The organism is Deltaproteobacteria bacterium, assembly GCA_016235345.1.
GTDB lineage: Bacteria > Desulfobacterota > Desulfobacteria > Desulfobacterales > Desulfatibacillaceae > JACRLG01.
The window spans coordinates 181,348-203,897 of sequence record JACRLG010000002.1 but is presented as its reverse complement, the minus strand read 5'-3'; the positions used below and the strand labels follow the sequence as shown (position 1 = coordinate 203,897).

The 22,550-nt window shown below is 56.8% G+C and carries 20 protein-coding genes; 11 read left to right on the top strand and 9 right to left on the bottom strand.

What is annotated here, in order from left to right:
• Window position 1 precedes the first annotated feature (1 nt).
• From HZB23_01640 to HZB23_01615, 6 genes are all read right to left on the bottom strand, one after another.
• Entirely contained in the window at window positions 2-1,222 is a 1,221-nt protein-coding gene (locus HZB23_01640) for a 2-hydroxyacyl-CoA dehydratase (GenBank protein ID MBI5843353.1), read from the bottom strand.
• A gap of 81 nt (window positions 1,223-1,303) precedes the next feature.
• A complete protein-coding gene (locus HZB23_01635) occupies window positions 1,304-1,978 on the bottom strand; it encodes a nitroreductase (protein ID MBI5843352.1) in 675 nt (224 codons plus the stop codon).
• Window positions 1,979-2,078: 100 nt separating this feature from the next.
• Window positions 2,079-3,125: a 2-hydroxyacyl-CoA dehydratase gene (locus HZB23_01630; protein ID MBI5843351.1), complete on the bottom strand. Its 1,047-nt coding sequence runs from the start codon at window positions 3,123-3,125 to the stop codon at window positions 2,079-2,081.
• Complete coding sequence (locus HZB23_01625) at window positions 3,122-3,643, bottom strand: MarR family transcriptional regulator (GenBank protein MBI5843350.1); 522 nt, start codon at window positions 3,641-3,643, stop codon at window positions 3,122-3,124. The genes HZB23_01630 and HZB23_01625 overlap by 4 nt, the downstream gene beginning before the upstream one ends.
• Window positions 3,644-3,799: 156 nt before the next feature.
• Window positions 3,800-5,401, bottom strand: coding sequence for a propionyl-CoA carboxylase (locus HZB23_01620; protein ID MBI5843349.1), 1,602 nt, complete (start codon window positions 5,399-5,401; stop codon window positions 3,800-3,802).
• 2 nt (window positions 5,402-5,403) lie between these two features.
• The gene (locus HZB23_01615) at window positions 5,404-6,183 is read right to left on the bottom strand and encodes an enoyl-CoA hydratase/isomerase family protein (protein ID MBI5843348.1); all 780 of its coding nucleotides are present in this window, start codon (window positions 6,181-6,183) and stop codon (window positions 5,404-5,406) included.
• A gap of 304 nt (window positions 6,184-6,487) precedes the next feature.
• Here HZB23_01615 and HZB23_01610 point away from each other — a divergent pair, with 304 nt between their 5' ends.
• The 10 genes from HZB23_01610 to HZB23_01565 all read left to right on the top strand — a co-directional run bounded on the left by HZB23_01610 (window position 6,488) and on the right by HZB23_01565 (window position 18,409).
• A complete protein-coding gene (locus tag HZB23_01610) occupies window positions 6,488-7,774 on the top strand; it encodes a serpin family protein (protein ID MBI5843347.1) in 1,287 nt (428 codons plus the stop codon).
• A 228-nt stretch (window positions 7,775-8,002) separates the two neighbouring features.
• Complete coding sequence (locus tag HZB23_01605; GenBank protein ID MBI5843346.1) at window positions 8,003-8,590, top strand: 5-formyltetrahydrofolate cyclo-ligase; 588 nt, start codon at window positions 8,003-8,005, stop codon at window positions 8,588-8,590.
• Between the two features lie 51 nt (window positions 8,591-8,641).
• Window positions 8,642-9,982 carry a sigma-54-dependent Fis family transcriptional regulator gene (locus HZB23_01600; protein MBI5843345.1) on the top strand — a complete coding sequence of 447 codons (1,341 nt, stop codon included), beginning with the start codon at window positions 8,642-8,644 and terminating at the stop codon, window positions 9,980-9,982.
• Window positions 9,979-10,242, top strand: a complete 264-nt coding sequence (locus HZB23_01595; GenBank protein MBI5843344.1) for an RsmD family RNA methyltransferase — start codon at window positions 9,979-9,981, stop codon at window positions 10,240-10,242. Before HZB23_01600 ends, HZB23_01595 begins: the two co-directional genes overlap by 4 nt.
• Window positions 10,239-10,502, top strand: a complete 264-nt coding sequence (locus tag HZB23_01590) for an RsmD family RNA methyltransferase (GenBank protein ID MBI5843343.1) — start codon at window positions 10,239-10,241, stop codon at window positions 10,500-10,502. The genes HZB23_01595 and HZB23_01590 overlap by 4 nt, the downstream gene beginning before the upstream one ends.
• Window positions 10,503-10,601: 99 nt before the next feature.
• On the top strand, window positions 10,602-11,093 hold the full coding sequence (gene coaD / locus HZB23_01585) for a pantetheine-phosphate adenylyltransferase (GenBank protein ID MBI5843342.1): 492 nt from the start codon (window positions 10,602-10,604) through the stop codon (window positions 11,091-11,093).
• Window positions 11,094-11,098: 5 nt separating this feature from the next.
• Window positions 11,099-12,001, top strand: a complete 903-nt coding sequence (locus tag HZB23_01580; protein MBI5843341.1) for a LysR family transcriptional regulator — start codon at window positions 11,099-11,101, stop codon at window positions 11,999-12,001.
• Window positions 12,002-12,041: 40 nt separating this feature from the next.
• Window positions 12,042-15,347 carry a TSCPD domain-containing protein gene (locus HZB23_01575; GenBank protein ID MBI5843340.1) on the top strand — a complete coding sequence of 1,102 codons (3,306 nt, stop codon included), beginning with the start codon at window positions 12,042-12,044 and terminating at the stop codon, window positions 15,345-15,347.
• A 53-nt stretch (window positions 15,348-15,400) separates the two neighbouring features.
• Window positions 15,401-16,192, top strand: coding sequence for a hypothetical protein (locus HZB23_01570; protein MBI5843339.1), 792 nt, complete (start codon window positions 15,401-15,403; stop codon window positions 16,190-16,192).
• Window positions 16,193-16,258: 66 nt separating this feature from the next.
• Window positions 16,259-18,409, top strand: coding sequence for a molybdopterin-dependent oxidoreductase (locus HZB23_01565; GenBank protein MBI5843338.1), 2,151 nt, complete (start codon window positions 16,259-16,261; stop codon window positions 18,407-18,409).
• 178 nt (window positions 18,410-18,587) lie between these two features.
• Here HZB23_01565 and HZB23_01560 read toward each other — a convergent pair whose 3' ends face one another.
• Both HZB23_01560 and HZB23_01555 read right to left on the bottom strand, forming a co-directional pair.
• Window positions 18,588-20,393: an AMP-binding protein gene (locus HZB23_01560; protein ID MBI5843337.1), complete on the bottom strand. Its 1,806-nt coding sequence runs from the start codon at window positions 20,391-20,393 to the stop codon at window positions 18,588-18,590.
• A 118-nt stretch (window positions 20,394-20,511) separates the two neighbouring features.
• Window positions 20,512-22,017: a hypothetical protein gene (locus HZB23_01555; GenBank protein ID MBI5843336.1), complete on the bottom strand. Its 1,506-nt coding sequence runs from the start codon at window positions 22,015-22,017 to the stop codon at window positions 20,512-20,514.
• Between the two features lie 130 nt (window positions 22,018-22,147).
• Here HZB23_01555 and HZB23_01550 point away from each other — a divergent pair, with 130 nt between their 5' ends.
• On the top strand, window positions 22,148-22,303 hold the full coding sequence (locus HZB23_01550; protein ID MBI5843335.1) for a hypothetical protein: 156 nt from the start codon (window positions 22,148-22,150) through the stop codon (window positions 22,301-22,303).
• An 8-nt stretch (window positions 22,304-22,311) separates the two neighbouring features.
• Here the strand turns inward: HZB23_01550 and HZB23_01545 are convergent, their stop codons facing one another.
• The gene (locus HZB23_01545; protein MBI5843334.1) at window positions 22,312-22,533 is read right to left on the bottom strand and encodes a hypothetical protein; all 222 of its coding nucleotides are present in this window, start codon (window positions 22,531-22,533) and stop codon (window positions 22,312-22,314) included.
• Between the last annotated feature and the right edge of the window lie 17 nt (window positions 22,534-22,550).

Below are 22,550 nucleotides of genomic sequence, written 5' to 3'. Positions count from 1 at the left end.
TTCACACCCCCTTGTTTTCCGAGAGCATCTCGATGAAGGCTTCCAGCCGGGTTTTTATCTGGCCGGGGGCGAAGTTGCGCCGGTCTATGCAGTCCACGTCCATGTTGAGAACCGGCACGCCCGCCGCTTTGAGGCCGGTGGCGATCATGGCGGACGCCCCGGTGCCCTGGCGGCATCCCCAGTGGCAGGGGTTGATGGCCCCGTCTATGGAGTAGTCCCGGCACATGGAAAGAAGATTTTCCAGGCGGCGGTCAACGGAGCCGTTCAAGGGAATCGAGATTGACCGGCGGGCGATGCCCGGAAAGGGGTCATCCGGGTCAATGGGGCCGAAGGTCACTGCGTTCAGCTCGTCCGCCACCACGACAGCGCCCCACTCGTTTTCCAGGTAGTCGGTTATGTCGTTTTTGAACTGGATGCGGTTTTGAATCCACAACAGGCGCAGTTTTTCCCCCGGAACCCCGGCTTCGCCCCTTTCGACCTTTCGGGCGAACTCGTCACGGAAGCTGCGGCAGACGTCCACCGCCTCCTGGGTGCCCAATAAAAGCGCCACCACCACGCCGAAGTTGTTGAGGGTTTTTCCTGCCACGGGCGAAGGTTTGGCGGCGGCGAGGCGGTATGCGTCCACCATCAGCTTACGCGCCTGGTTGGTGAGGACGGATGCGGCCCTGAGCTTTTCCATGTCGAACGGAACCTTGGTGTGAAAAGCCACGAAATCCGTAAGCTCCCGAAGCTGGTCCGCAAGGTAGCTGACCGAGTCCGGGTCGTCGGTCTGGGGAATGTGCAGCACGAAAAGGTCGCGGGAAAATTCCCTGGCAAGCGTTTCCATCACCGCAAGGCCGCCCGTGCATGGGGCGCTTGTGGCCACTAGGAAATCCGGAACCGGCATCATGCCGTCCTTGGCGGCGGCGATGACTGCCCGGTGATAGGCGCAGGTGTCGGGGCCGTATCCGGCGTCCTCAATCTTCCCAAGAAGCGGGTCGGCAGCGCCCATGCCCGCCAGCATGGCCCCTATGAACTCCACGAAGCAGGATGTGACGCCCATGGAGTTCAAAAGGTCGAAGGGGGCTGTCACGCCGCACCAGGCAACCTTGTCTTTGCCCGAATAAAGGCGGCTTCCGAGGCGCGCCACCGAAAGGGCGTAGCGCTTGCGAGCGCTGGCGTCGCCGGAGGCGAGGCTTTTTTCAATGCCGTCCACCATGTTGTCGAAATATGATTTTATCATGGCCGTTATCCTTTCAGGGCCGGGGAGGGGATTTCCGGGCTTGACCCGATCTTCCTGCCCTTGCGCGTTCTGGCGAAACTGTCAGAAAAAATCCACGAAGCGTGTTACGTTTTCCACCGGCTCGCGTTCGCTTATAAGGGCGTTGGCGGGAAAGTCCGGATCGGGAAAGCCCACGGCAACCGCTATGACTATGCGTTTTTCCGGCGGGATGGAAAGTTCCTCCCGCAGGACGTCCGGGTACATCACGCCCTGGTCCTCGATGCAGGTTCCAAGGCCCTCGGTGAGGGCCGCGATGCAGAAGTTTTCCACTGCCGCCCCTATGTCCATGAGGGGGCCGCTTTCCGAGAGGCTCCTGTCAGCCAGCACGAAGAGCGCCGCCGGGGCCTCGAAGTAGCGGAAACCGCGTTCAAGCCATTCGCCCCGCGCCTCCTTGTCCTCCCGCGCTATCCCCATCAGCCGGAACAGCTCCTTGGCAAGGTCCACCTGCCTTTTTCTGTAGACGCTGTCTTTGGCCCAGCTCACAAGGGAGTGGTCGGGGTTGGGCATGGTCATGGCCCGCAAAAGGGCGGTGTTTTTCTCGCGGATTCGGTCCAGGGCCTTGCCCGCCACGGCCACGAACTCCCAGGGCTGGGTGTTGTTGGCCGAGGGCGCGCGCACGGCGGCTGTAAGAAGGCGCGTCATGACTTCCTTTGTCACCGGCTTATGCAAAAAGTGGCGTATGCTTTTCCGCTTATTTATGGCTTCCAGGATATCCATGATTTTCCTCGTACTTTCAAAGATTTAGGGCTGATTGCTCAAAAATTGAACGGCATCCGTTTGCCTTCCGAACAAATCCGCCATTTCATTAGGGGCTGTTTCAGGCGTCCTTCAACATTTCCAGGAACGCCTCGATCCTGGTGCGACTCTGACCGATGGACCCCTGGGTGCAGTCTCCTTCAAGCACCAAAAGCGGGATTCCCGCATCTTTGAGCGCCTGACGGATAAGGGGCATCCGGGCAAGATAGGGGTCGCAGAACTTGAGAAACTGGGCGATGACTCCCTTTGCTCCCGCATCTGTGGCCGCTTTCAGAACGTCCTGGCCGATTCCGCCGGGGCGGGCGGGATCGAGGGTGCGGGCGCATGGCGGCTTTTCCAGGATGCTCCTGGAAAGCCTGATGAAAGCATCGCCCTCGCTTTCCTGCATGGGGGCCAGAAAGCGCGAACCGGTGCAGAAATCCTCGCCGCACACCCGCGCCCCGCATGATTCGATCATGGAAAAGGCAAGGGGATCGGGAAAGACATTGCCGAAAAGGTAGACCGGAACGGCCTTCGGGTCGGGCGTTTGGGGGGCCTCGCCAAGCACCCTGTTTATTTCCGCCGCCGCATCCTTGGCGGGAAGGGCCGATATCGTGTTCACGAGGGCCTGGAATTTTTCGGCGGAAAGGCTCCCCTGGTCGCGGCGGGTGCGGGCCTTTTCCAGAAGGTCGTGAAGCTCGCCGTATTCCGCCATTTTTTCGGAAAGGCGCGATTCATCCGGGGCAAGGCCGGAGAGTTCGCAAAGGTCGCCGTAAAGGGTGCGCATGTCAGCCGCATAGCGGGCTGTGGAGCGCTCGCCGCCGGTGACGGGAAGGTCCAGGAAAAAGGTTTCGATTCCCTCGCGGCGGAAGGCATCGTTACACCGTCTCATGGCGTCGCAGGAGTTGATGAAAACCATGCCCTTTAGGTCGCCAAGGTCGTTTGAAATGGCCCGATCCAGAATTTTTTTCACGTGGGGGCAAAGGGTGTCGTGAAGATAGCGCCCCGCCTGGTCCGGGAAATCCCCAAGGGGCAGAATTCTTTTGGGCGCGAAGCCCGCCGCCTCGATAAGCGGAAGCGGGGCGTAGGCGCAGGCGTAGCCAAGTTTCGGAAGATTGGAGCCGGTCATTTGTCGTTTTCCTCGTGAGCGTTCTTGAGCGACCGAAAAACACTGGAAAGCCGCCCGACATCACAGCATGAGCATTTTTCCTCGTGGGCGTTTTTAAGCACGGTGCGCAAAACATCCTTTACGACTTCAAGGCGTTCCGGCTCGATTCCAGAGAAGGCCTCGGCAACCACCGAAAGGGCCACCCTCATCACCACCGGCCACGCTCCCTTGGCCTGTTCCGTCAGAAAGATGCGCAGTACCCTGCGGTCTTCGGGGTCGGCCTCGCGCTTCACCAGCCCGTCGCGCTCCATGCGGTCCAGAAGCCCCGTCATGGTGGAGGGCTCAAGGCCCGCGCCGCGCGCAAGGTCCACCACCTTCTGGCCGTCCTCCTCCCAGAGGGTCATCAAGGCCCCCATGTAGGCGGGGCGGACGTTTTCGATTCCGGCCTCGGCAAAGCCCTTTTTGAGGGCCGACGTAACCGCGAGCCCGGCCCTGGTCACCAAAAAATACGGACATTCCTGTGGAGATATGAAATCCATGCTATCCTCACTTTCCTGATCAAAGTATTACGTATGCGAACTATATTGTCAAGGACTTTTTTGTAGCGAAGATTTATGGAAATAAAAAAAGGGTCGCCGAGCAATTTCTTTACTCGACGACCCTTTCGCCTTCTTCTGGAGCATCAATTGGTTTTTTCAGAACCTTAAATTTCCAAATGAGGGGTCCGGGATCGGCTGCAAAAGGCTCACCTCAAAGGCCATGCCAAGCCACTGCCTTATCTCGGAGAATTTCAGCACCCGGTCGTTTAAAAGCCGCGCCCCGCAGTAGAAGGGGTGGGCCTCGCCGTCGTATTTATCGGTCATCATCTGCTTGAATTCGGCCAGTTCAGCTTCCGTCATGGGTTTGCCGGAGATTTCCCTCTTGCGCTTTTCGATGGACAACAAGACCTCGGCGGCGCTTTTGCCGCTCATCACGCTGGTTCTTGCCCGCATGGTGGAAAAGAGGAAATGCGGGCGGTAGCCCCTGCCGCACATGCCGTAGTTGGCCGCGCCGTTGTCCGGGCCGATCACGAGCTGAACGCGCGGGACCTGGGCGCAGGCCACGGAGCGCACCATGTCCGCGCCGTATTTGCCCATGCCGGAATGCTCGGAGTCCGAGCCCACCATGTAGCCGGGCGAGTTCTGGATGAAAAGCAGCGGCAGCTTTTCGTTGCAGCAGCGGATTATCCACTCCGTCGCCTTGCGGGCCGCCTCCACAAATATTATGCCCACGCGGTTTGAGGCCACAACCCCGATGGGGATTCCCCTTATGCGCATCCTGCCGGTTACTATGTTGTCGCCCCGGCCCTTGGCGTAATCCTTCTTGTACTCGATGAAATCGCTGCCGTCGGCGATTGCCGCGATGACCTCGCGCACGTCAATGGCCTGATGGATGTTTGCGGGCAGGATGTCGTACAGGCTGTCTTCGGGAACCAGCGGAGCTTCTTCCTCGTAGCGGTGGGTATACAGGGTCTGGGGACGGGTAAGGCTTAGGATGTCCCGCACCCTCTGTACGGCCTCGTCCTGGTCGCCGCAGAAATGGTCCGCCCCGCCCGAAACCCCCGTGTGGACCCTGGCCCCGCCAAGGGCTTCGGCTGTGATGTCCTCGCCGGTTGCGGCCTTTACAAGCGGCGGCCCGCCAAGGAAGGAGTAGGCGAGCTTATCAATCATCACCGATTCGCAGGCCATGAAAACGATGTAGGCCCCGCCCGCCGTGTTCCCCCCCGTGGAAAGGGTTATCTGCTTTATACCTTTTGCGCTCATGCGGGCCATGTTGTAAAACATGGAGCCGAATTGCTGGTCGTCCGGGAAAACGTCGGCCTGCATGGGCAAAAACGCCCCGCCTGAGTCCGCGATATAGACGCAGTTCAAGCCGCAGCGCTCTGCTATGGCCTGGGCGCGCATGTGCTTTTTAAGCGTTATGGGAAAATACGTTCCGGCCTTGATTCGCGGGTCGTTGCCGAAGATCATGGTCCAATTGCCGTGGATCATGCCAAGGCCCGTGACCAAACCCGCGCAGGGGACATCCTCGGCTTCGGGGTAGTCCATGCCGAAACCGGCTATGCTGGAAAGCTCGAAAAATTCGGTGTCAGGGTCTATGAGCTTATAGATAAGGTCGCGCACGGCCTGCTTGCCCTGCTTGGCAAGCCGGTCTATGGCCTTCTGGCCGCCGGAAAAAAGGGCCTCGTTCACGCGCTCGTCAAGTTTCAATTCCTCAGCAAGCCAGTGGGCGCGGTTTTCTGCATAAGAATCGGACATTTCTATTTTCCCTTGTAAACGGGTTTGCGCTTTTCGCGGAACGCGGCAAGGCCTTCCAGGCGGTCCTCGGTGGGTATGGTGAGCCAGTAGGCGTTACTTTCTATCGCCATGCCCGTTGCGATGTCCGTCTCTATCCCGGCGTTTATGGCGTATTTGGCCTGGGCGATGGCGATGGGACCGCAGCCCAGAATTTCGTCGGCCAAAGCCATGCAGTCATCAATCAATTGGCCCGGCTCGCAAACACGGTTTACCATGCCGAGATTAAGGGCCTCGTCCGCGCTCACCCGGCGGCCCGTGAAAATAAGCTCCTTGGCCCGGCCCCGCCCGATGAGCCTTGGAAGCCTCTGGGTGCCGCCCGCTCCGGGGATAATGGCAAGCCGCGTTTCGGTAAGCCCAAGGGTGGCGGTTTTTGATGCGTAGCGGATGTCGCAGGCAAGCGAGAGTTCCGTGCCGCCGCCAAGGGCCACGCCGTTAACAGCGGCTATCACCGGTTGGGGAAGGGTTTCGATGGAGGAAAAAAGGCTTCGGATGGTGAAGATGAATTCGCGCACCTTGGCTTCCGGGTAGGTGGCCCGCTCCTTTAAGTCCGCGCCCGCGCAGAAGGCTTTTTCCCCCGCGCCGGTTATTATCACGACCCTTGTGTCGGTATCGAACCGCACCCGGTCAATTTCCGCCTTCAGGCCCAATAGAAGGTCGAAGTTGACGGAGTTCATCAATTCGGGCCGGTTGAGCGTGATGAGCGCCACCTGCCCCCTTTTTTCCGCAATAACGCAACTGTCCATTTAAGCCCCCTTGAAGCGTCCGGGATCAGTGGCTTATCCATAACTTATGATGGATAGGCTCCATAATCCGCCAAAATTTGCCGAAAGGATTTTTTTCCGAAAAAACCACCCGCCAAGCTACAGGAAAGGACACACCGGGGTCAAGACCAAAGGAGGGATAACGAGTGAGGAAGTGTTGTTTCCAGCCTTGATGATAAGCTATACTTCATGCAAAGCTAAAATTGCTTGCAAATAAGAGTCGGCTATATTATTTATTATGCTATAAACACTGCTTGTTGATTCCTTGCCATTTCAGGAGTTGAAAATGAAAAAAAGGTATTGGATCATTTTTGCCATATTGTTGGTTCTAAGCTGTTTTACGGTCTCATATTCATCAAACGAGGTAATCACCTTCAGCACTTTTCCAGAGGAAGCAGAGGATGGTTCTCCATCCGACGAAGCCGCACAGCCGGACTTGAAACCGGGCGAAGCGGAGGTTATCGACTCAAACAATCGTTTCGCCCTGGACCTTTACACGCAGTTGAAGAGTGACGAAGGCAATATTTTCTTTTCGCCTTACAGCATTTCTATGGTTCTATCAATTCTATCCGAGGGCGCACGCGGGAAGACGGCGGACGAGTTTAAGGCCGTTTTTCATCAGGCAAACGACGCAACACTCAGAAGGGATGCAACAGCATCAATTTTTAACCAACTGACAAAGCCAAGGCCGGATTACATATTGACCATGGCCAACGCACTGTGGGCGCAACAAGGCCACAGGTTCCGTTCCGATTACTTGGATATTACAAAAAAATATTATGATGGAAAAATTTTTAACATTGATTTTGTGAATGAGCCTGATAACGCAGCTAATATAATTAATGACTGGATTGAAGACAACACCAACAATAAAATCCATGACGCTGTTGACAGAAATGAAATTGACAATACAACACAACTTATTGTTACAAATGCAATTTATTTTAAGGCTACATGGGAAACAGTTCTAAAAAAGATAGGATGGTTTGACCAGGATTTCAGAGTTGACAGAAATAAGGTCGTAAAAAGCTCAATGATGGGCGAAACTGAACATTTTGGATATTATCGTGATAGAAATTTTCTCAATATTATTGAGTTGCCGTATACTGGAGATGCCATGTCCATGTTAATTCTGTTCCCTGTTACAAACGACCTGCCTGCAGTCGAAAAAGAACTTACATTGGAAAATCTGAAGAAATGGAGAAGTAAAATTGAGTGTGCGCGCCTTGAGTTCTCCATGCCGAAATTTACTTTCAGAACAGGATATTCGTTGGAGGAGATATTGTCCAAAATGGGACTTGGCTCGGCATTCGGGAATAGTGCCGATTTTTCGGGAATAGATGGAACCAAGTCACTTTTCATCCAGCAATTCAAACATCAGACCTTTGTTGACGTTAACGAAAAAGGGACCGAGGCCGCCGCAGTAACCCACGGAACATTGGGATGTGCGGCGGCTCCGCCTGAACCTGTGGTGGTAACGGTCGACCATCCTTTTATTTTTCTCATCCAGGATATGAAAAACGGGAACATACTTTTCATCGGCAGGGTCATCGATCCCACCCAAAAAGCATAGCCTCATCCCGCGCCCTATGCCTGTTTGCCGGACTGTTGAAGATAGCTGCCCGCGTATTTGAACCGGGCGTGCCTTCCGCCCTGTTGCGCCAGCATTGAGGTCGGCACGCCGCCGTTCTTGGCCCGGAATGCATTGGAGATTGACATTTTTGCTTGTTATGGGGTATAATTGGAAGTTATGAAAGGTAAAATATAGGAAACGCTCAACATGGTCCGGCCAGGGGGAGCCATGGAAGACGCAAGATTGAAAAAACGCGAATTGAGGTCGGCGGCCCAGAAGCGGTGCGAGGAGCTTTCCGAAGAGGAATACCGCTTCCGCTGCGACGAGATACGAAAACGGCTGGCTGATTTCGCCAATTTCGAGGAGGCCCAGTCCGTTCTGTTATACATGAACCTCCCCAATGAGCCCGACACCAGAGCCATACTCGCGGACTGCGTGGCCCAGGGCAAGATCACCCTCATTCCGGTTTTGAACACAAAGACCTTCGAGCTTCTGCCCTTCAAGATCGATTCCGCCAACCCCGAGCTTTATCCCAACGTCTTCGGGCGCATGGAGCCGGACCCCCGCGCCACCAAGCACGTTCCCCTGCAATACGTGGACCTGGCCCTCATTCCGGGCTCGGTCTTCGACGAGCGCGGGGGCCGCATCGGCTACGGCCAGGGCACCTACGACCGGCTCATCCCCCAGCTTCCCCTCACCACCCGCAAGGTGGCGCTCGCCCTGGAGGCCCAGGTGGTGAACCAGGTGCCCATGGAGGCCCACGACCGCTTCATCGACATCATCATCACCGAAAAACGCGTGATCTATAAAATCTGACTTTTCGGGCCGGCTCCGGTTTTTCCTTGCGGCCAGCCCCGGAGGAACTCCTTGTTTCCCAATATCCTCATCGTTGACGACGAAATCCCGATCCTGAAAACCCTTGCGGGAATCCTCTCGGATGAAGGCTTCGAGGTCGAAACCGCCCAGACCGGCTACGAGGCCCTCAAATCCATAGGCCAGAACTACCCGGACCTGGTTTTGCTGGACATCTGGATGCCCGGAATGGACGGCATCGAAACTTTGAAGGAGATAAGGAAGGATTACCCATATCTTCCGGTTGTGCTCATAACCGGGCACGGCTCGGTGGAGGCGGCTGTCCAGGCGGTGAAACTGGGGGCCTACGACTTCATCGAAAAGCCCCTTTCCATAGACAAGGTGGTGGTGACCATAAATAACGCCCTGAATTTCCGCCGCCTGGAGGAGGAATACCGCTACCTCCGCAAAAAGACCCTGGAAAAGCACTCCATAACCGGGCAAAGCCAGCCCGTGGCCCAACTCATGCAGCAGATTCACATCGCGAGCCCCACCGACGCCTGGGTCCTGATCACCGGGGAAAACGGCACTGGAAAGGAACTGGTGGCCCGAACGGTCCACCAGCTTTCCAACCGAAGCGAGTATCCTCTTATAACGGTCAACTGCGCCACCATGAACTCCGACTGGCTGGCGGGCGAGATTTTCGGCTACGAAAAGGGAAGCCCGGCAGGGCGCAGAAGGCGCGGCAAGCTGGAAATGGCCCACAAGGGCACGCTCTTTTTCGATGACGTGGGCGAGATGGACATGGCCACCCAGGGAAAGATTTTAAAGGCCATAGAGGGCGAGGCCTTTTCGCGGGTGGGCGGGGGCAGGCCCCAGAAGGCCGATGTAAGGGTCATCGCGGCCACCAGCAAGAACCTGGAGGACGAGATCGAAAAGGGCAATTTCCGGGAAGACCTCTATCACCGGCTTAACGTGATACCCATAAAGGTGCCGCCCTTGCGGGAGCGGTCGGAGGACGTGCCCGTGCTGTTTTCGGCCTTTCTGGCGGAGTTCGCCTCGGAAAACGGGGCTGAGGCCAAGGCCGTCTCCCCGGAGGCCCTGTCCGTGCTCACGTCCTACCACTGGCCCGGAAACGTGAGGGAACTGAAGAACCTGGCCGAAAGGCTCGTCATAACAGTAGAGGAAGACACCATAGAGCCAGGACACATCCCTCCGCCGGTGAACGAGGCGAGGGCCTGCCTTACGGCTGACGAGATCATGCGGGTGGAGCCCTTGAAGGAAGCCAGGAAGGCCTTTGAAAAGGCCTACATCCAGGCGGCCCTTCTGCGCCATGAAAACAGCCCTTCTGCGGCGGCCAAGGCTCTTGGCATCGAAACCAAAAGCCTTGAAAAGAAACTGCGCGGGATGGAATGAGGATAATAGCAGGGCAATACAGGGGCAGAAGGCTTGGCGCGGTTAAGGGCGCGCCCGTGCGGCCCACTGCGGACAAGACCCGCGAGGCGGTGTTCTCCATCCTTGGTGGGCTTGTAACGGACGCGGCGGTCCTGGACCTTTTCGCCGGAACCGGGGCGCTCGGCCTGGAAAGCCTCTCGCGCGGAGCGGCCAGGGCCGTTTTCGTGGATTCCAACCGGGAGAGCATAGCCCTTTTGAGGCAAAACATTCGGTTTTTTTGAGGGACGTTCTGCGCCCGGGGGCTCTGGCGGGGCTTCCCGGACCCTTCGATCTGGTGTTCGCCGACCCTCCGTACAAGGCCGACGCCCTTTCCCGAACCCTGAAAAACATAGCGGATTCCGGGTGCCTTGCCAGCGGGGCCACGGTGGTGGCCGAGCACAGCGCGCTAACGGATCCGCCATCCCCTCCTTCAAATCTTGTTCTTTCCGACCGCCGGAAGTACGGGAAAAGCCTTGTCTCGTTTTTTAATCACGTGTTATGAGCCAACAGACCGGCCAAATCCCGTAACAAGGCCCGGCCAACCGGAAAGCCGACCGCATAAGGGCAGCAAGGCCGCATCCCATAACCCGGAGCATGTCACATGGAACGCATAGCCATCTATCCCGGCTCCTTCGATCCGGTCACAAACGGGCATCTGGACATCATAAAGCGCGGAGTCAAGCTCTTCGACACCATAATCGTGGCCATTCTGGTCAACCCGCGAAAAAACAACCTGTTCACCGTGGAAGAGCGGGAAGAGATGCTGAAGGAGGTCTTGAAGGACACCCCCAACACCCAGGTTGAGTCCTTCCAGGGTCTTCTGGTGGATTTCGCGGCCAGGAAAAACGCCACCGCCATTCTGCGCGGGCTTCGGGCCGTGTCGGATTTCGAGTACGAGTTCCAGATGGCCCTCATGAACAGGAAGCTTCAGCGCGAAATTCAGTCCGTGTATCTCATGACCGGCCTCAGGTGGATATTCACCAGTTCCTCCATTATAAAGGAGGCGGCCCAGTTCGGCGGGGACATCAACGGCATGGTTCCGCCCATCGTGAAAAAGCGCCTTGAGGAAAAATTCGGGGCTAAGGCGGGATAAAAATAATGGACCTGTGGCAGTTGAAGATTTTTTGCAAGGTGGTGGAGCTTGGCAGTTTTTCCCGGGCGGCTGAGGCGGTGCACCTTTCCCAGCCCACTGTATCGAGCCACGTGAAGGATTTGGAGGAGCACTTCGACTGCCGCCTCATCGACCGTATGGGAAAGGACGCCAAGCCCACCAAGGGCGGCCAGATTCTCTTCGGCTACGCAAGGCGTCTTCTGGACCTTGCCGACGAGGCGGAAACCGCCATGGCGGCCTTCATGGGAAAACCCACTGGAACGCTCGCCATAGGCGGCTCCACCATTCCGGGCGCGTACATCCTGCCGGCGGCCATAGGCAGGTTCCGAAGTCTTTACCCTGAAGTCTCCTTAAGCCTTTCCATAGGCGACACCCAGGAAATAGCGGACATGGTGATGGAGGGCCGCATCGAGGCCGGGGTGGTGGGGGCGCTTCCGGCGGACAAGCGCCTGGAGGCCCTTGCCGTGGGCCGCGATGAAATACGGCTGGTGGTTCCGGGCGACCATCCCCTTGCCTCGAAAAAAGAGGTAGGCATAGCGGGCGTAAAGTCCCTGCCGCTTCTTATTAGGGAGCCTGGAAGCGGCACACGGCGGTTTCTGGAAAACGCCCTGGATAAAAAGGGGCTCAGCCTTTCCTCCTTCAAGGTGGTGGCCCAATTGGGCTCAACGGAGTCCGTGCGCGAGGCCGTGAAATCGGGGGTCGGGGTGTCCTTCCTGTCCACCCTTGCGGTGGAGGGCCAGTTGAAAAGCGGGGAGCTGGCCGCCATAAACGTCCCGGAACTCGATCTTAAGCGCACGTTTTATCTGATCCGCGACGCCAGGCGCACCCCGTCGCCCCTGTGCAGCGCCTTCATGGAGTTTTTGAGGGACCGGCTGACGGAAAAGACCTGATCCGGCGTCAATCACCTTAGGCCAAGCTCTGGGAGAGCCCATGACCGCCTTTCTCACGGAAAACGCCCTGGTGGTGCTTCGGCGGCGCTATCTCAAAAAGGACCTTCACGGAAACACTGTGGAGACCCCGGAGGAGCTTTTCCGGAGGGTGGCCAAAAGCGTGGCTTCCGCCGATCTTGCCTTTGATCCTGCAACCGAGCCCGGCAAGACCGAAAACAGTTTTTACGGGCTTCTTTCAAGTGGGCTCTTTCTTCCCAACTCCCCCACCCTCATGAACGCCGGGCGAAGGCTGGGCCAGCTTTCGGCATGTTTCGTTCTGCCGGTTGAAGACAGCCTGGAAAGCATCTTCGATTCCTTGAAGCATACCGCCCTCATCCACAAAAGCGGCGGCGGCACCGGCTTTTCCTTTTCGCGCCTGCGGCCCGCCAACGACACGGTGATGTCCACCGCAGGGGTCAGCTCCGGTCCCATATCCTTCATGAAGGTCTTTGACACCGCCACCGAAACCGTGAAACAGGGCGGAACCCGGCGCGGGGCCAACATGGGGATACTCCGGGTGGACCACCCGGACATAATGGATTTCATAAGCGCCAAGGACGATCTTTCCATCCTCAACAACTTCAACATCTCGGTGGCCTTAACCGACCGCTTCATGGAGGCGGTGGAGAAAAACGACCTCTACGACCTCATAAATCCGCGCACGGGTGAGGTCTCCGCAAGAATCCCGGCAGCAGGGGTCTTCGACCGCATCGCCTCATCGGCCTGGGCCACCGGGGAGCCGGGCGTAATTTTCATAGACCGCATCAACCGCGACAACCCCACCCCCGCGCTCGGAAAAATCGAGGCAACAAATCCATGCGTTACGGGCGACACCTGGATAATGACCGCCAGAGGGCCGCGAATGGCCCGCGACCTTTTAGGCATCGAGACGGAATGCGTCGTAAACGGAGCTGTTTTCAAAACCGACGCAAGGGGATTTTTTTCCACCGGAATAAAGCCCGTGTTCCGCCTGGAAACCCTTGAAGGATTGAGTTTGAGGCTCACCGGGGATCACAGGGTGCTGGCCTTTTCGGGCGAGGCATCGGAGCCAGCTTTCGTCGCTACGGAAAATCTTCAAAAGGGCGACAGGATAATCTTGAACGATCACCGGAATTTTCTGTCCTGGCCCGGCTCGTTCGGCATGGCCGAGGGTTACCTCACGGGTCTTCTTCTGGGGGATGGAACCCTTAAAACCGACAAGGCCGTGCTCTCCGTCTGGCCTCTGCCCCTTGCGGCCAACGGGGGGGCGGAACAGGAAAGCGGCGTGATGAAGGCAGCCCTTGCCTTTGCCAAAACGCTTCCGCACAGGAGCGATTTTTGCGGCTGGACCATGGTCAAAGGGCGAGGGGAGTACCGCATGAGTCCCGGTTCCCTGAAGGCCGTGTGCGCGTCCTTGGGCCTTAAGCCGGGTCACAAGCGAATCACGAAGGCCCTGGAGGAATGCTCAAGCGATTTTTACAGGGGCTTTCTGGGCGGACTTTTCGACGCGGACGGCTCGGTCCAGGGGGACCTGAAAAAGGGGGTGAGCGTAAGGCTTGCCCAGAGCGACCTTGAAACCCTTCAAGCTGTCCAGAGAATGCTTTTGCGGCTCGGTATAGCCTCCGTCATCTATGAAAACCGGAGAAAGGCTGGTCTTGCACTTTTACCCGACGGTAAAGGCGGCGAACGGGAATTTCCCACCAGGGCGCAGCACGAGTTGGCCATCGCCAACGAAAACATGCTCCGGTTTCAAACTCTTGTGGGCTTTCGCCACGAGGAGAAACAGGCGCGCCTGAAAATTCTGCTTTCTGGCTACAAGCGCCGCATGAACCGCGAGACCTTCACCGCCAGATTCAAGGAACTGGTTCCCGACGGGTTCGAGGAGGTCTTCGACGCAGGCGTTCCAGGAGTCAACCGCTTCGACGCCAATGGAATAATGGCCCACAACTGCGGAGAGCAGCCGCTTCTCCCCTATGAATCCTGCACCCTGGGGAGCATCAACCTTGGGCGCATGGTGGAAAACGGGGCCTTGAACCGCGATCTTTTGCGGGAAACCATTCGCACTGCGGTTCATTTCCTCGATAACGTGATCGAGATCAACAAGTACCCCCTGCCAGCCATAGCCGAACGCACCCGGGCAACAAGGAAGATCGGCCTGGGCGTCATGGGATTCGCGGACATGCTCATCCGCTTGGGCATTCCCTACGATTCGGATGAGGCGGAAAAGGCGGCGAGCGAGGTGATGAGCCTCATCGACGCCGAAAGCAAGGCCGCCTCGGCGGAACTTGCGAAAAAGCGCGGAAACTTCCCGGCTTACGAGGGAAGCGTTTACGATACCCCCGAAACGCCCTTCATGCGCAACGCCACCACCACCACCATCGCCCCCACAGGCTCCATATCCATAATCGCCGGGTCCAGTTCGGGCATAGAACCCCTTTTTGCGGTGGCCTACAACCGCCGGGTGCTGGACGGAACCAGCCTGCCGGAGCTTCACCCGCTTTTCGCCGAAACCGCCAAAAGCATGGGCTTTTATTCCGAGGCCCTGGTTGCGGAGGTGCTCCGAACAGGTTCGGTGAAAAACATCGAGGCTGTGCCGGAATCCGTCAGGCGGCTTTTCGTCACCTCCCACGACATCCCGGCGTCATGGCATGTGCGCATCCAGGCGGCCTTTCAGCGGCACACGGACAACGCGGTGTCCAAAACAGTCAACCTTCCGGCCAGCGCCACCTCCGAGGACGTGAAGGACCTCTTTTGTTCGGCCTTCGAGGCGGGCCTGAAGGGGCTCACCATATACCGGGACGGCAGTCGGGAAAGGCAGGTCCTCTGCGTTGGATCCGCCACGCCCGACAATCCCCAGAAGGATGATGTCCAGGCCCCCGGCAGGCTTGCCCCCCGCGCCCGGCCCCTTGCAACCTGGGGAATAACCGAGAGGATAAAGACCGGCTGCGGCAACCTTTACGTAACGGTGAACCGCGATGACGAGGGCATGGCCGAGGTCTTCGCCCAGATGGGAAAAACCGGCGGCTGCGCCAGTTCCCAGACCGAGGCCACGGGCCGCCTCATCTCCCTGGCTCTCAGAAGCGGCGTCCCCCCGGCGGAGGTGGTGAAGCAGCTTATCGGAATCCGCTGCCCCTCGCCCGCGTGGCAGGACTCGCGCCAGGTGCTTTCCTGCCCGGACGCCGTGGCCCAGGTGCTGCAAAAAAGAATCGGCTCGCCGGAGCTGACTCCCACGGGCCCGGCTGGCCAGTGCCCGGACTGCGGCCAGATGCTGGCCCATGAATCCGGCTGTCTGGTATGCCACTCATGCGGCTTTTCAAAGTGTTCGTGAAAAGGCTTAATTATATGCGGAATGGGTAATGTTAAAGTCAATGAGGAATCTCAATGAACAAGCAGGAAGCTATAGAAAAGCTTAATCGCCAAGTATCGCAAACAGATAGCCTTAAACAACAGGAAAAATTTTGTCCTGATTTCAAGAAATGGCATCGTGATACTCAAGTCTTAATTGAAAAAATATTTGGTAAAGACACGCGACATATAAAAGATTTCAATAATATAAATTACATCTTAATGTCTTTTTCTAGCTCTACACCCCGCGATGATTATGAACGAGCTTATTATAGAGGGCTTGATAATGCAAAATCTATTTTAGCATCATTAATTCAGGAGATTGATGAATTTTTTGAAGACGAATCTATGACTCAAAATAAATTATACGGCATTAGTGATATTGATATTTTATGTAACAGATTCCATTTGGTAGTTAGACAAATTAGAGAGAGATACAATGACCGTGATACATTAAATGTAGAAGATGAATATGATGTTCAAGATTTATTTCATGCACTTCTGTGTTTATTTTTTGATGATATCCGAAAAGAAGAGTGGACGCCTAGCTATGCTGGCTCATGTTCAAGGGTAGATTTTTTATTAAAACAAGAAGAAACAATTATTGAAATTAAAAAAACTAGAAATGGTCTTTCAACAAAGCAATTAGGTGAGCAGTTATTAGTCGATATTCAAAAGTATCAAACTCATCCTTCGTGCAAAACATTAGTATGCTTTGTTTATGATCCTGATGGGCGTATAGCGAATCCAAGAGGTATAGAAAATGATCTCAATCAAGAAAAAGATGACTTTAAAGTTATAGTATATATCGCACCAAAAGGCATATGATTGTACAACTTTGAAAACAGCTTTGTGAGAACCTCACACTTTAACACGCCTCTAACGGAGTGCATAATGACAAATTCCTCCGAGACCCAAACCTTCTTCCGATCCTGCAACATCTGCGAGGCCATGTGCGGCATAGTGGTGAAGACGGAAGGCGGGGAGATAGTCTCCATAACGGGGGACAGGGACGACCCCTTCTCCAAGGGCCACGTGTGCGCCAAGGCCACGGCCTTGAAGGAGCTTCATTCAGACCCGGACCGCCTTCGGCATCCGGTGAGGCGCAAGGGGCGGAGTTTCGAGCGGGTTTCGTGGAAAGAGGCCCTGGACGAGACCGGGCGCAGGATTTGCGCCACCCAAAAAAAGCACGGCAGGGACGCAATGGGCATTTACGTGGGAAACCCCACGGCCCACCTTCCGGGCGCGCTATTGATGGGGCTTCCCTTCATCGATTCGCTAAAGACCCGCAACCGCTATTCGGCCTCGTCCACCGACCAGTTGCCCCTGATGATGGCCTGCCACTACCTTTTCGGCCACCAGTTCATGTTTCCGGTACCCGATATCGACCGCACGGATTTTTTCATGATCCTGGGAGGCAACCCGGCGGTGTCCAACGGTTCCATAATGACAGCCCCCGGCATGGTGGGGCGGATAGGCGACATAAGGCAGCGCGGGGGCCGGGTGGTGGTGGTTGACCCATTCAGGACCAAAACCGCCGAGTTGGCCGACCAGCACCTTTTCATAAAACCCGGAACCGACGTTTTGTTTCTGTTGTCCTTGATCCACGTGCTTTTTTCGGAGAAGCTCATAAGGCCCGGAAGGCTTGCGGCCTTCACGGACGGCATCGAAAGGCTCGCCGAATGCGCGGCGGATTTTTCCCCCTTAAAAACCGAACCCTTCACCGGAATAGCCGCCAGCGACACCGCGCAGCTTGCCAGGGACTTCGCCGCCGCCCCAACGGCCGTGGCTTATGGCCGCCTGGGAACCTGTACGCAGGAATTCGGGGTCACCACCACCTGGCTCATACTTGCGCTGAACATCCTTACGGGAAACCTGGACAGGCCGGGAGGCTTCATGTTCCCAAAGCCAGCCGTGGACCTGGTGAAACTGACGGCCCTTGTGAACGAGACCGGGCATCACGGCCTGTGGAAAACGAGGGTAAAGGGGCTTGCCGAATTTTCCGGCGAGGCTCCGATCTCCACTCTGGCGGATGAAATTTTGACCGAAGGCCCGGGCCAAATCAGGGCCTTTTTCACAATCGCCGGAAACCCCGCGCTTTCGGCCCCCAACGGAAAGCTCATCGAAAAGGCCCTGGAAAAACTCGATTTCATGGCATCCTTCGATACCCACATAAACGAGACCACAAGGCACGCCGACATCATCCTGCCGCCCGCAAGCCTTTTCGCCCACGATCATTTCGATTTCGTGTTCCAGTCATTTTCCGTGCGCAACAACGTGAAGTATTCCCCGGCCATCTTTCCGCCGGAGCCGGACCTTCTTCCCAACTGGCGGATATTCCGGGAGCTGATTCTGCGGGTGGAAAAGAACCCGGCCAAGAGGCTGGCCTTTTCCCTTGCGGAGCCGGAAAGGATTCTCCGTTTCCTGGTGCGTTTCGGCCATCACGGAAAGGGCTTTTCGCCCCTCAAAAAGGGCCTGTCGCTGGACGAGATCAAAAAGCACCCCCACGGCCTGGACTTAGGGCCGCTCACCCCCGCCCTGCCGGAAAGGCTCTACACAAGCGGCAAGCGCATCAATCTGGCTCCCCCCGTTTTCGTGAAGGACATAGACAGGGCGCGCTCGCTCACGGAGTTCAAACTTGCGGAGCTTTCGTCTTTCGACATGCTTCTGATCGGAAGAAGGAACCTTTCCTCCAACAACTCCTGGTTCCATAATACCGAGCGCCTTCACAAGGGCTCCAACAGATGCACGGCCATCATAAACCCCGAAGACGCGAGAAGGCTCAAGATCAAATCCGGGGACAGGGTGCGGGTGTCATCGAGGTCAGGGGCGGTGGAACTTACGGCCGAGGTATCGGCCAAGGTGATGCCCAAGGTTGTGAGCATCCCCCACGGCTGGGGCCATCACCGGGAGGGCACTCGAATGAAGGTGGCAGAGGCCCACGCCGGGGTCTCGGCCAACGACATCACCGATAACGAGGTCATGGACCCCGTGTCCGGCAACGCCGTTTACAACGGCGTGCCGGTCAGGGTGGAGAAAATCTGACTGCCTTTATTTCTTTTACATATTTCACTAAGCACGCCGAAAAAATGTCGGCTCGGATAGCCTGGATAAAAACGATGAAATGCAAGGAAGGTGAAGCAGGGCGGGGAGGCCGTGTACTTTTCGTACATAACGACCCGCCCTGCTTTGCCTGACACAGCAGTTCGCGTTTTTATTCAGCCTATCCCCTAGTCCCGTCGGGCCAGTACTTGGATTTCAGTTCCCGCTTCATCATCTTGCCGTCTATGCGCCTTGGCAACTTTTCCATGAAGCCCACGTATTTCGGGAGCTTGTAGCCGAAAAGCCCCTCTTTTTTCAGAAAGTCCAGCATCTCCTTTTCGCTGGACGAGTGTCCGGGCAGAAGCTGGACCTCGGCCCGCATCACCTCGCCAAGATCGTCGTCCGGCACTCCGAACACGGCCACGTCGTCCACGGAGGGGTGCTTGATGAGGGCCTTTTCCACGTCGCCCGGAAAAACGTTCACCCCGCCCGAAATCACCATGTCCTTTATGCGGTCGGTGAGATAGACGAAGCCGTCCTCGTCCTTGTAGCCGATGACCCCGTCGATGTAGTATTCCCTGTCGTCCAGCTTGTAGTAGGATTTCTTGAGCAGGTCCTCCTCGCCTCCGTAATTGAGAGTAAGGGTGCTCACGGTGCGAATGCAGACAGAGCCCGCCCGTCCGTCCGGAAGCTCCTTCACGTTCAGGGGATCGATTATTTTCAGGTCCCCGCTTCTCACCTTGCCCACGGAATTTATGCGTTCGGGCTTTTCGGCGTAGTCGTCGGGATTCAGGACCGTCACTATCATGGTTTCGGAGCTTCCGTAATACTCGTGAAAGACCGGGCCTGCCGCCCCTCGCGAAATGAAAAGCTCGTTCATCTCCCTTTTGAGGGCGGGAGGGCAGGGGGCGGCGGCGCTGATGAGGGATTTCATGGACGAAAGGTCGTATTTGGCCTTCACGTCGTCGGGCAGGTTCGCTATGCGCCTAAGCATTGTGGGGACCATGAAGGTCCAGGAGATGCGTTCGTCCTGGATGGTTTTGAGGATTTTTTCCGGGTCGAACTGGGGCACCAGGACCAGGGTCGCGCCGAACAGCACGGGCAGGAAGCCTGCTATGGTGCCCGCGTGGTAAAGGGGGGTCACCACCATGGAGCGCGGCTTGGAAATCTTGTGAACCCCAAGGTGAAAACTTGCGTTAAGAGCTTTAAACAGGAGGTCTGTGTATTCCTTGAGATTCGTGCGCGGGGCCTCGGCCTTGTCGTTGAAAAGAAAGCTCACCCCGTCGTGCAGGTTGACGCTCTTGGGAATGCCCGTGGTGCCAGACGTGTAGGGCGATATGGCCAGTATGAAGCGCTCCCTGGGGATTTCGGTGCCGTGAAACGTCACCGCCTCCTCGTAGGGTGTCATTCCTGGGGGCACTTTTTTTCCCGCCACCAGGAAAACCTTGACGGACGGAATCTCGTCTTTGATTGCAACAACCCTGTCAACGAACTCCTCGCCCACGGCCAGCACGCGTGGCTTGGTGATGTTTATGGTCTTTACAAGCTCAGGCCCGGACAAATGCCAGTTGACGCCGGGGCAGGGACAGCCGGCCAGGCTTCCTGCAAAGAGCATCTCAAGCACCTGGTGGGAGTTAAACATGTAAGTGGCGATTTTTTCCTTGGGCTCTATACCCTTGTCCAGGAGGAAATTGGCGAGCCTTAAACCCCGGTCCTTGAACTGGGCGTAGCTTAGACGGGTGGAGCCTGAGACCAGGGCTTCCCTGTCCCCGTTTTTTTCCATCAAAAATAAAAGAAGCGTGGGCAGGGCGTTCGACAGGCCCATGGAAAAAAGGCGGTAAAGAAGCGTTGGGCTCAGAAACTGCAAAAGCCCCGAAAAACCGGCGGTTTTGGCCATGTGCTTCAAATGGAACCGTGCCGACTCCATCTTGGGAATCTCGGAGATAAGGCCCAACACCTGAGCTGTGGTGAATCTTTTTGATGCCATTTTTCTCCCCGCTCCTTAGCTTTTTCGTTAACCGCCCTTGGATAAGCCTTCCGTGAATAAAGCCGTCGCCATGAAAAATCATCGGGCGCATAGCCCGGAATATCCTCCAAAAAGCATGCTACCTTGCGTGCCTTTCCCAAAGCTCCCTTGAATTTATGGGCTGCATATCCTCGTTGTACTTGGGGTTCCGGCCCGAAAAGTTCACGTAATCGTAGGGCGCGCCCTGGTAATATTCGCCCGTGGCGGTGTTTTGGGTTCCCCAGGAATCGGTGTGATAGACTTGGCCTCCCTCGGCCTCGCTGACCCAGTCCATCTGGCCCCTGATGTAGCCGGTGCGCTGGTAGTCGATGTAATCCTGGCTTCTCTGCCGCTCGTCGTAGGCCGCCTGCATCATCTCGCGTATCTCGGCAGCGTTTCGGGACACCTTCCGGGCGGTCTCCTTTTCCATCTCCCGAAGCCTCGCCATACCCGCCGCTATGTAGCTTCGGGCGAACTGGTCGTTGATCCTGTAGGATTCAAGCATTTTGATGAAGGTGGGAACAAAGGAATCGAATTCGTTTTCGGGAGCGAAAACCGACATGTGGAAGAAGCGCCAGCCCGTGTTCATGCGCGAGCCGAAGGATACGCCGAAGGTGAAGGCCTTGCGCCTGTCGCCCCTTGCGCTGGTGCACGTGTAGCGGAAATCCTCCACCAGGACCGGCCCCACGGTGTACTGGGACGACATCTCCCTCACGATTTCGGGCCGCTGATTCACCTCCAGGAATTTGACTCCGTAGGCGAGCCTTTGGAAGCCCAGCAGAAACTCCATGGCCCTGTGGGGCGGAAGATAGGGCGAAACCGGGGTGTTGGGTACCCTGACCCCAAGGCTGGGGGAGAGGACCTCTGCGCTGGCTACAAGAAAATGCCGGCTGTCGGTGGGGTCCTTGGCCAGGAAGCAGCCTGCGCCGAACTCGGTGACCTGCCAGTTACTGGGAATCATGAAGCTGGCCGAGCCGTCCGACATGCGGTGGCTTCTTAGCTCCGCCATTTGCGCCGTTCCCCTTGCAGGCCCGGATGCGGCCTTCATGACCCTCACGTTGGAAAGGATGGTGAGAAGCTCCTGCCTTTTTCCCTCCAGCTTTCCGAATGGCCCCTCAATGGCCGAAAAGACGAAGCCGCCGTCAGGCCCGGTGGAAACCCAGCCTCTTATTTCCCGGCGTCCTTTTTTGCCGGAGGCGTAAGCGCCCGAAAAATGGAGCCTTCGCCCGGCGTCTGACGTGAAAATTCCGCCCGGAAAATCCAGGTCCGGGTGTCTCTTTCGGAAGGGCGACAGGCAGAGCCTGGCCGCGTCAGCCGCCAAGGCCCCCTGGCCCAGGTTTCCCACCGTCATTTCGGCGGAAAAGCTCTTTTGGGGGTCCGCCACCGAAAGCCTTCGCCCGTCCTTGATGCTTTCCTCCGCAGCGCTCCAGCCTGCGGGCATGTAGAGCACGAAACCGGCGTCTTTGGTGACGAATTTTTTCATGGCCTTTTGGGGAGCCTGCACACCGGCCTTTTTGGCCGCCAAGGCTCCATCGAACCCCCAGAAAAGCGTGGCAAGGCCGATGAACAAAGCCGTCACTAAAATGCTAACACCGTGATTTTTCATTAGGTCACCGTTGGTTACCAATTGATTGCATAAGGGTGATGCTTGGACTGGCCGGGCGAACACTTTTTTGACGAGTGGAAAATTTTGTTGGATTTAACACAATTGGGAGGCGGAGCCAAGAAAATATTGGATGGGGTGGGAAAAAATTTTTCAGGTGCAGGGAAAATGGGGCGACGGGCCGGTGAACGCGGGGGGCTATCAGCCTGTTGAAAAAAGCGCGATGCGAAGCTTGGATATCAATTTGAACTTGGGCGATGAAGTGCAACGCCGCAGTTCGCGTTTTTAGACAGGCTGCTATGGCGCAGGTTCCGGGTCCCCGCCCGTGGGCAGTTGGGCGAACAGCGAGGCGGAATCAGCGTCGCGGATTTTTTCCATGCAGCCGGAAAGGGCCTCCTGGGCCGAGTACCCGGTCCCCCAGAAGCGCTTCTGGGACCATGCCCCTGCGGCGGTCACCGGAATGGCCGCAAAGGGGCGTTCGGTGCGGCCTTCCAGAACCTCGTGGAGGTCGATCAGCACCCGCTCCCGCCTTTTCA

What these genes read in the sequence shown, in the direction of transcription:
- HZB23_01640 (MBI5843353.1), bottom strand. Translation starts at nt 1,222, where the DNA reads ATGATAAAATCATATTTCGACAACATGGTGGACGGCATTGAAAAAAGC.
- HZB23_01635 (MBI5843352.1), bottom strand. Translation starts at nt 1,978, where the DNA reads ATGGATATCCTGGAAGCCATAAATAAGCGGAAAAGCATACGCCACTTT.
- HZB23_01630 (MBI5843351.1), bottom strand. Translation starts at nt 3,125, where the DNA reads ATGACCGGCTCCAATCTTCCGAAACTTGGCTACGCCTGCGCCTACGCC.
- HZB23_01625 (MBI5843350.1), bottom strand. Translation starts at nt 3,643, where the DNA reads ATGGATTTCATATCTCCACAGGAATGTCCGTATTTTTTGGTGACCAGG.
- HZB23_01620 (MBI5843349.1), bottom strand. Translation starts at nt 5,401, where the DNA reads ATGTCCGATTCTTATGCAGAAAACCGCGCCCACTGGCTTGCTGAGGAA.
- HZB23_01615 (MBI5843348.1), bottom strand. Translation starts at nt 6,183, where the DNA reads ATGGACAGTTGCGTTATTGCGGAAAAAAGGGGGCAGGTGGCGCTCATC.
- HZB23_01610 (MBI5843347.1), top strand. Translation starts at nt 6,488, where the DNA reads ATGAAAAAAAGGTATTGGATCATTTTTGCCATATTGTTGGTTCTAAGC.
- HZB23_01605 (MBI5843346.1), top strand. Translation starts at nt 8,003, where the DNA reads ATGGAAGACGCAAGATTGAAAAAACGCGAATTGAGGTCGGCGGCCCAG.
- HZB23_01595 (MBI5843344.1), top strand. Translation starts at nt 9,979, where the DNA reads ATGAGGATAATAGCAGGGCAATACAGGGGCAGAAGGCTTGGCGCGGTT.
- coaD (MBI5843342.1), top strand. Translation starts at nt 10,602, where the DNA reads ATGGAACGCATAGCCATCTATCCCGGCTCCTTCGATCCGGTCACAAAC.
- HZB23_01580 (MBI5843341.1), top strand. Translation starts at nt 11,099, where the DNA reads ATGGACCTGTGGCAGTTGAAGATTTTTTGCAAGGTGGTGGAGCTTGGC.
- HZB23_01575 (MBI5843340.1), top strand. Translation starts at nt 12,042, where the DNA reads ATGACCGCCTTTCTCACGGAAAACGCCCTGGTGGTGCTTCGGCGGCGC.
- HZB23_01570 (MBI5843339.1), top strand. Translation starts at nt 15,401, where the DNA reads ATGAACAAGCAGGAAGCTATAGAAAAGCTTAATCGCCAAGTATCGCAA.
- HZB23_01565 (MBI5843338.1), top strand. Translation starts at nt 16,259, where the DNA reads ATGACAAATTCCTCCGAGACCCAAACCTTCTTCCGATCCTGCAACATC.
- HZB23_01560 (MBI5843337.1), bottom strand. Translation starts at nt 20,393, where the DNA reads ATGGCATCAAAAAGATTCACCACAGCTCAGGTGTTGGGCCTTATCTCC.
- HZB23_01555 (MBI5843336.1), bottom strand. Translation starts at nt 22,017, where the DNA reads ATGAAAAATCACGGTGTTAGCATTTTAGTGACGGCTTTGTTCATCGGC.
- HZB23_01550 (MBI5843335.1), top strand. Translation starts at nt 22,148, where the DNA reads ATGGGGTGGGAAAAAATTTTTCAGGTGCAGGGAAAATGGGGCGACGGG.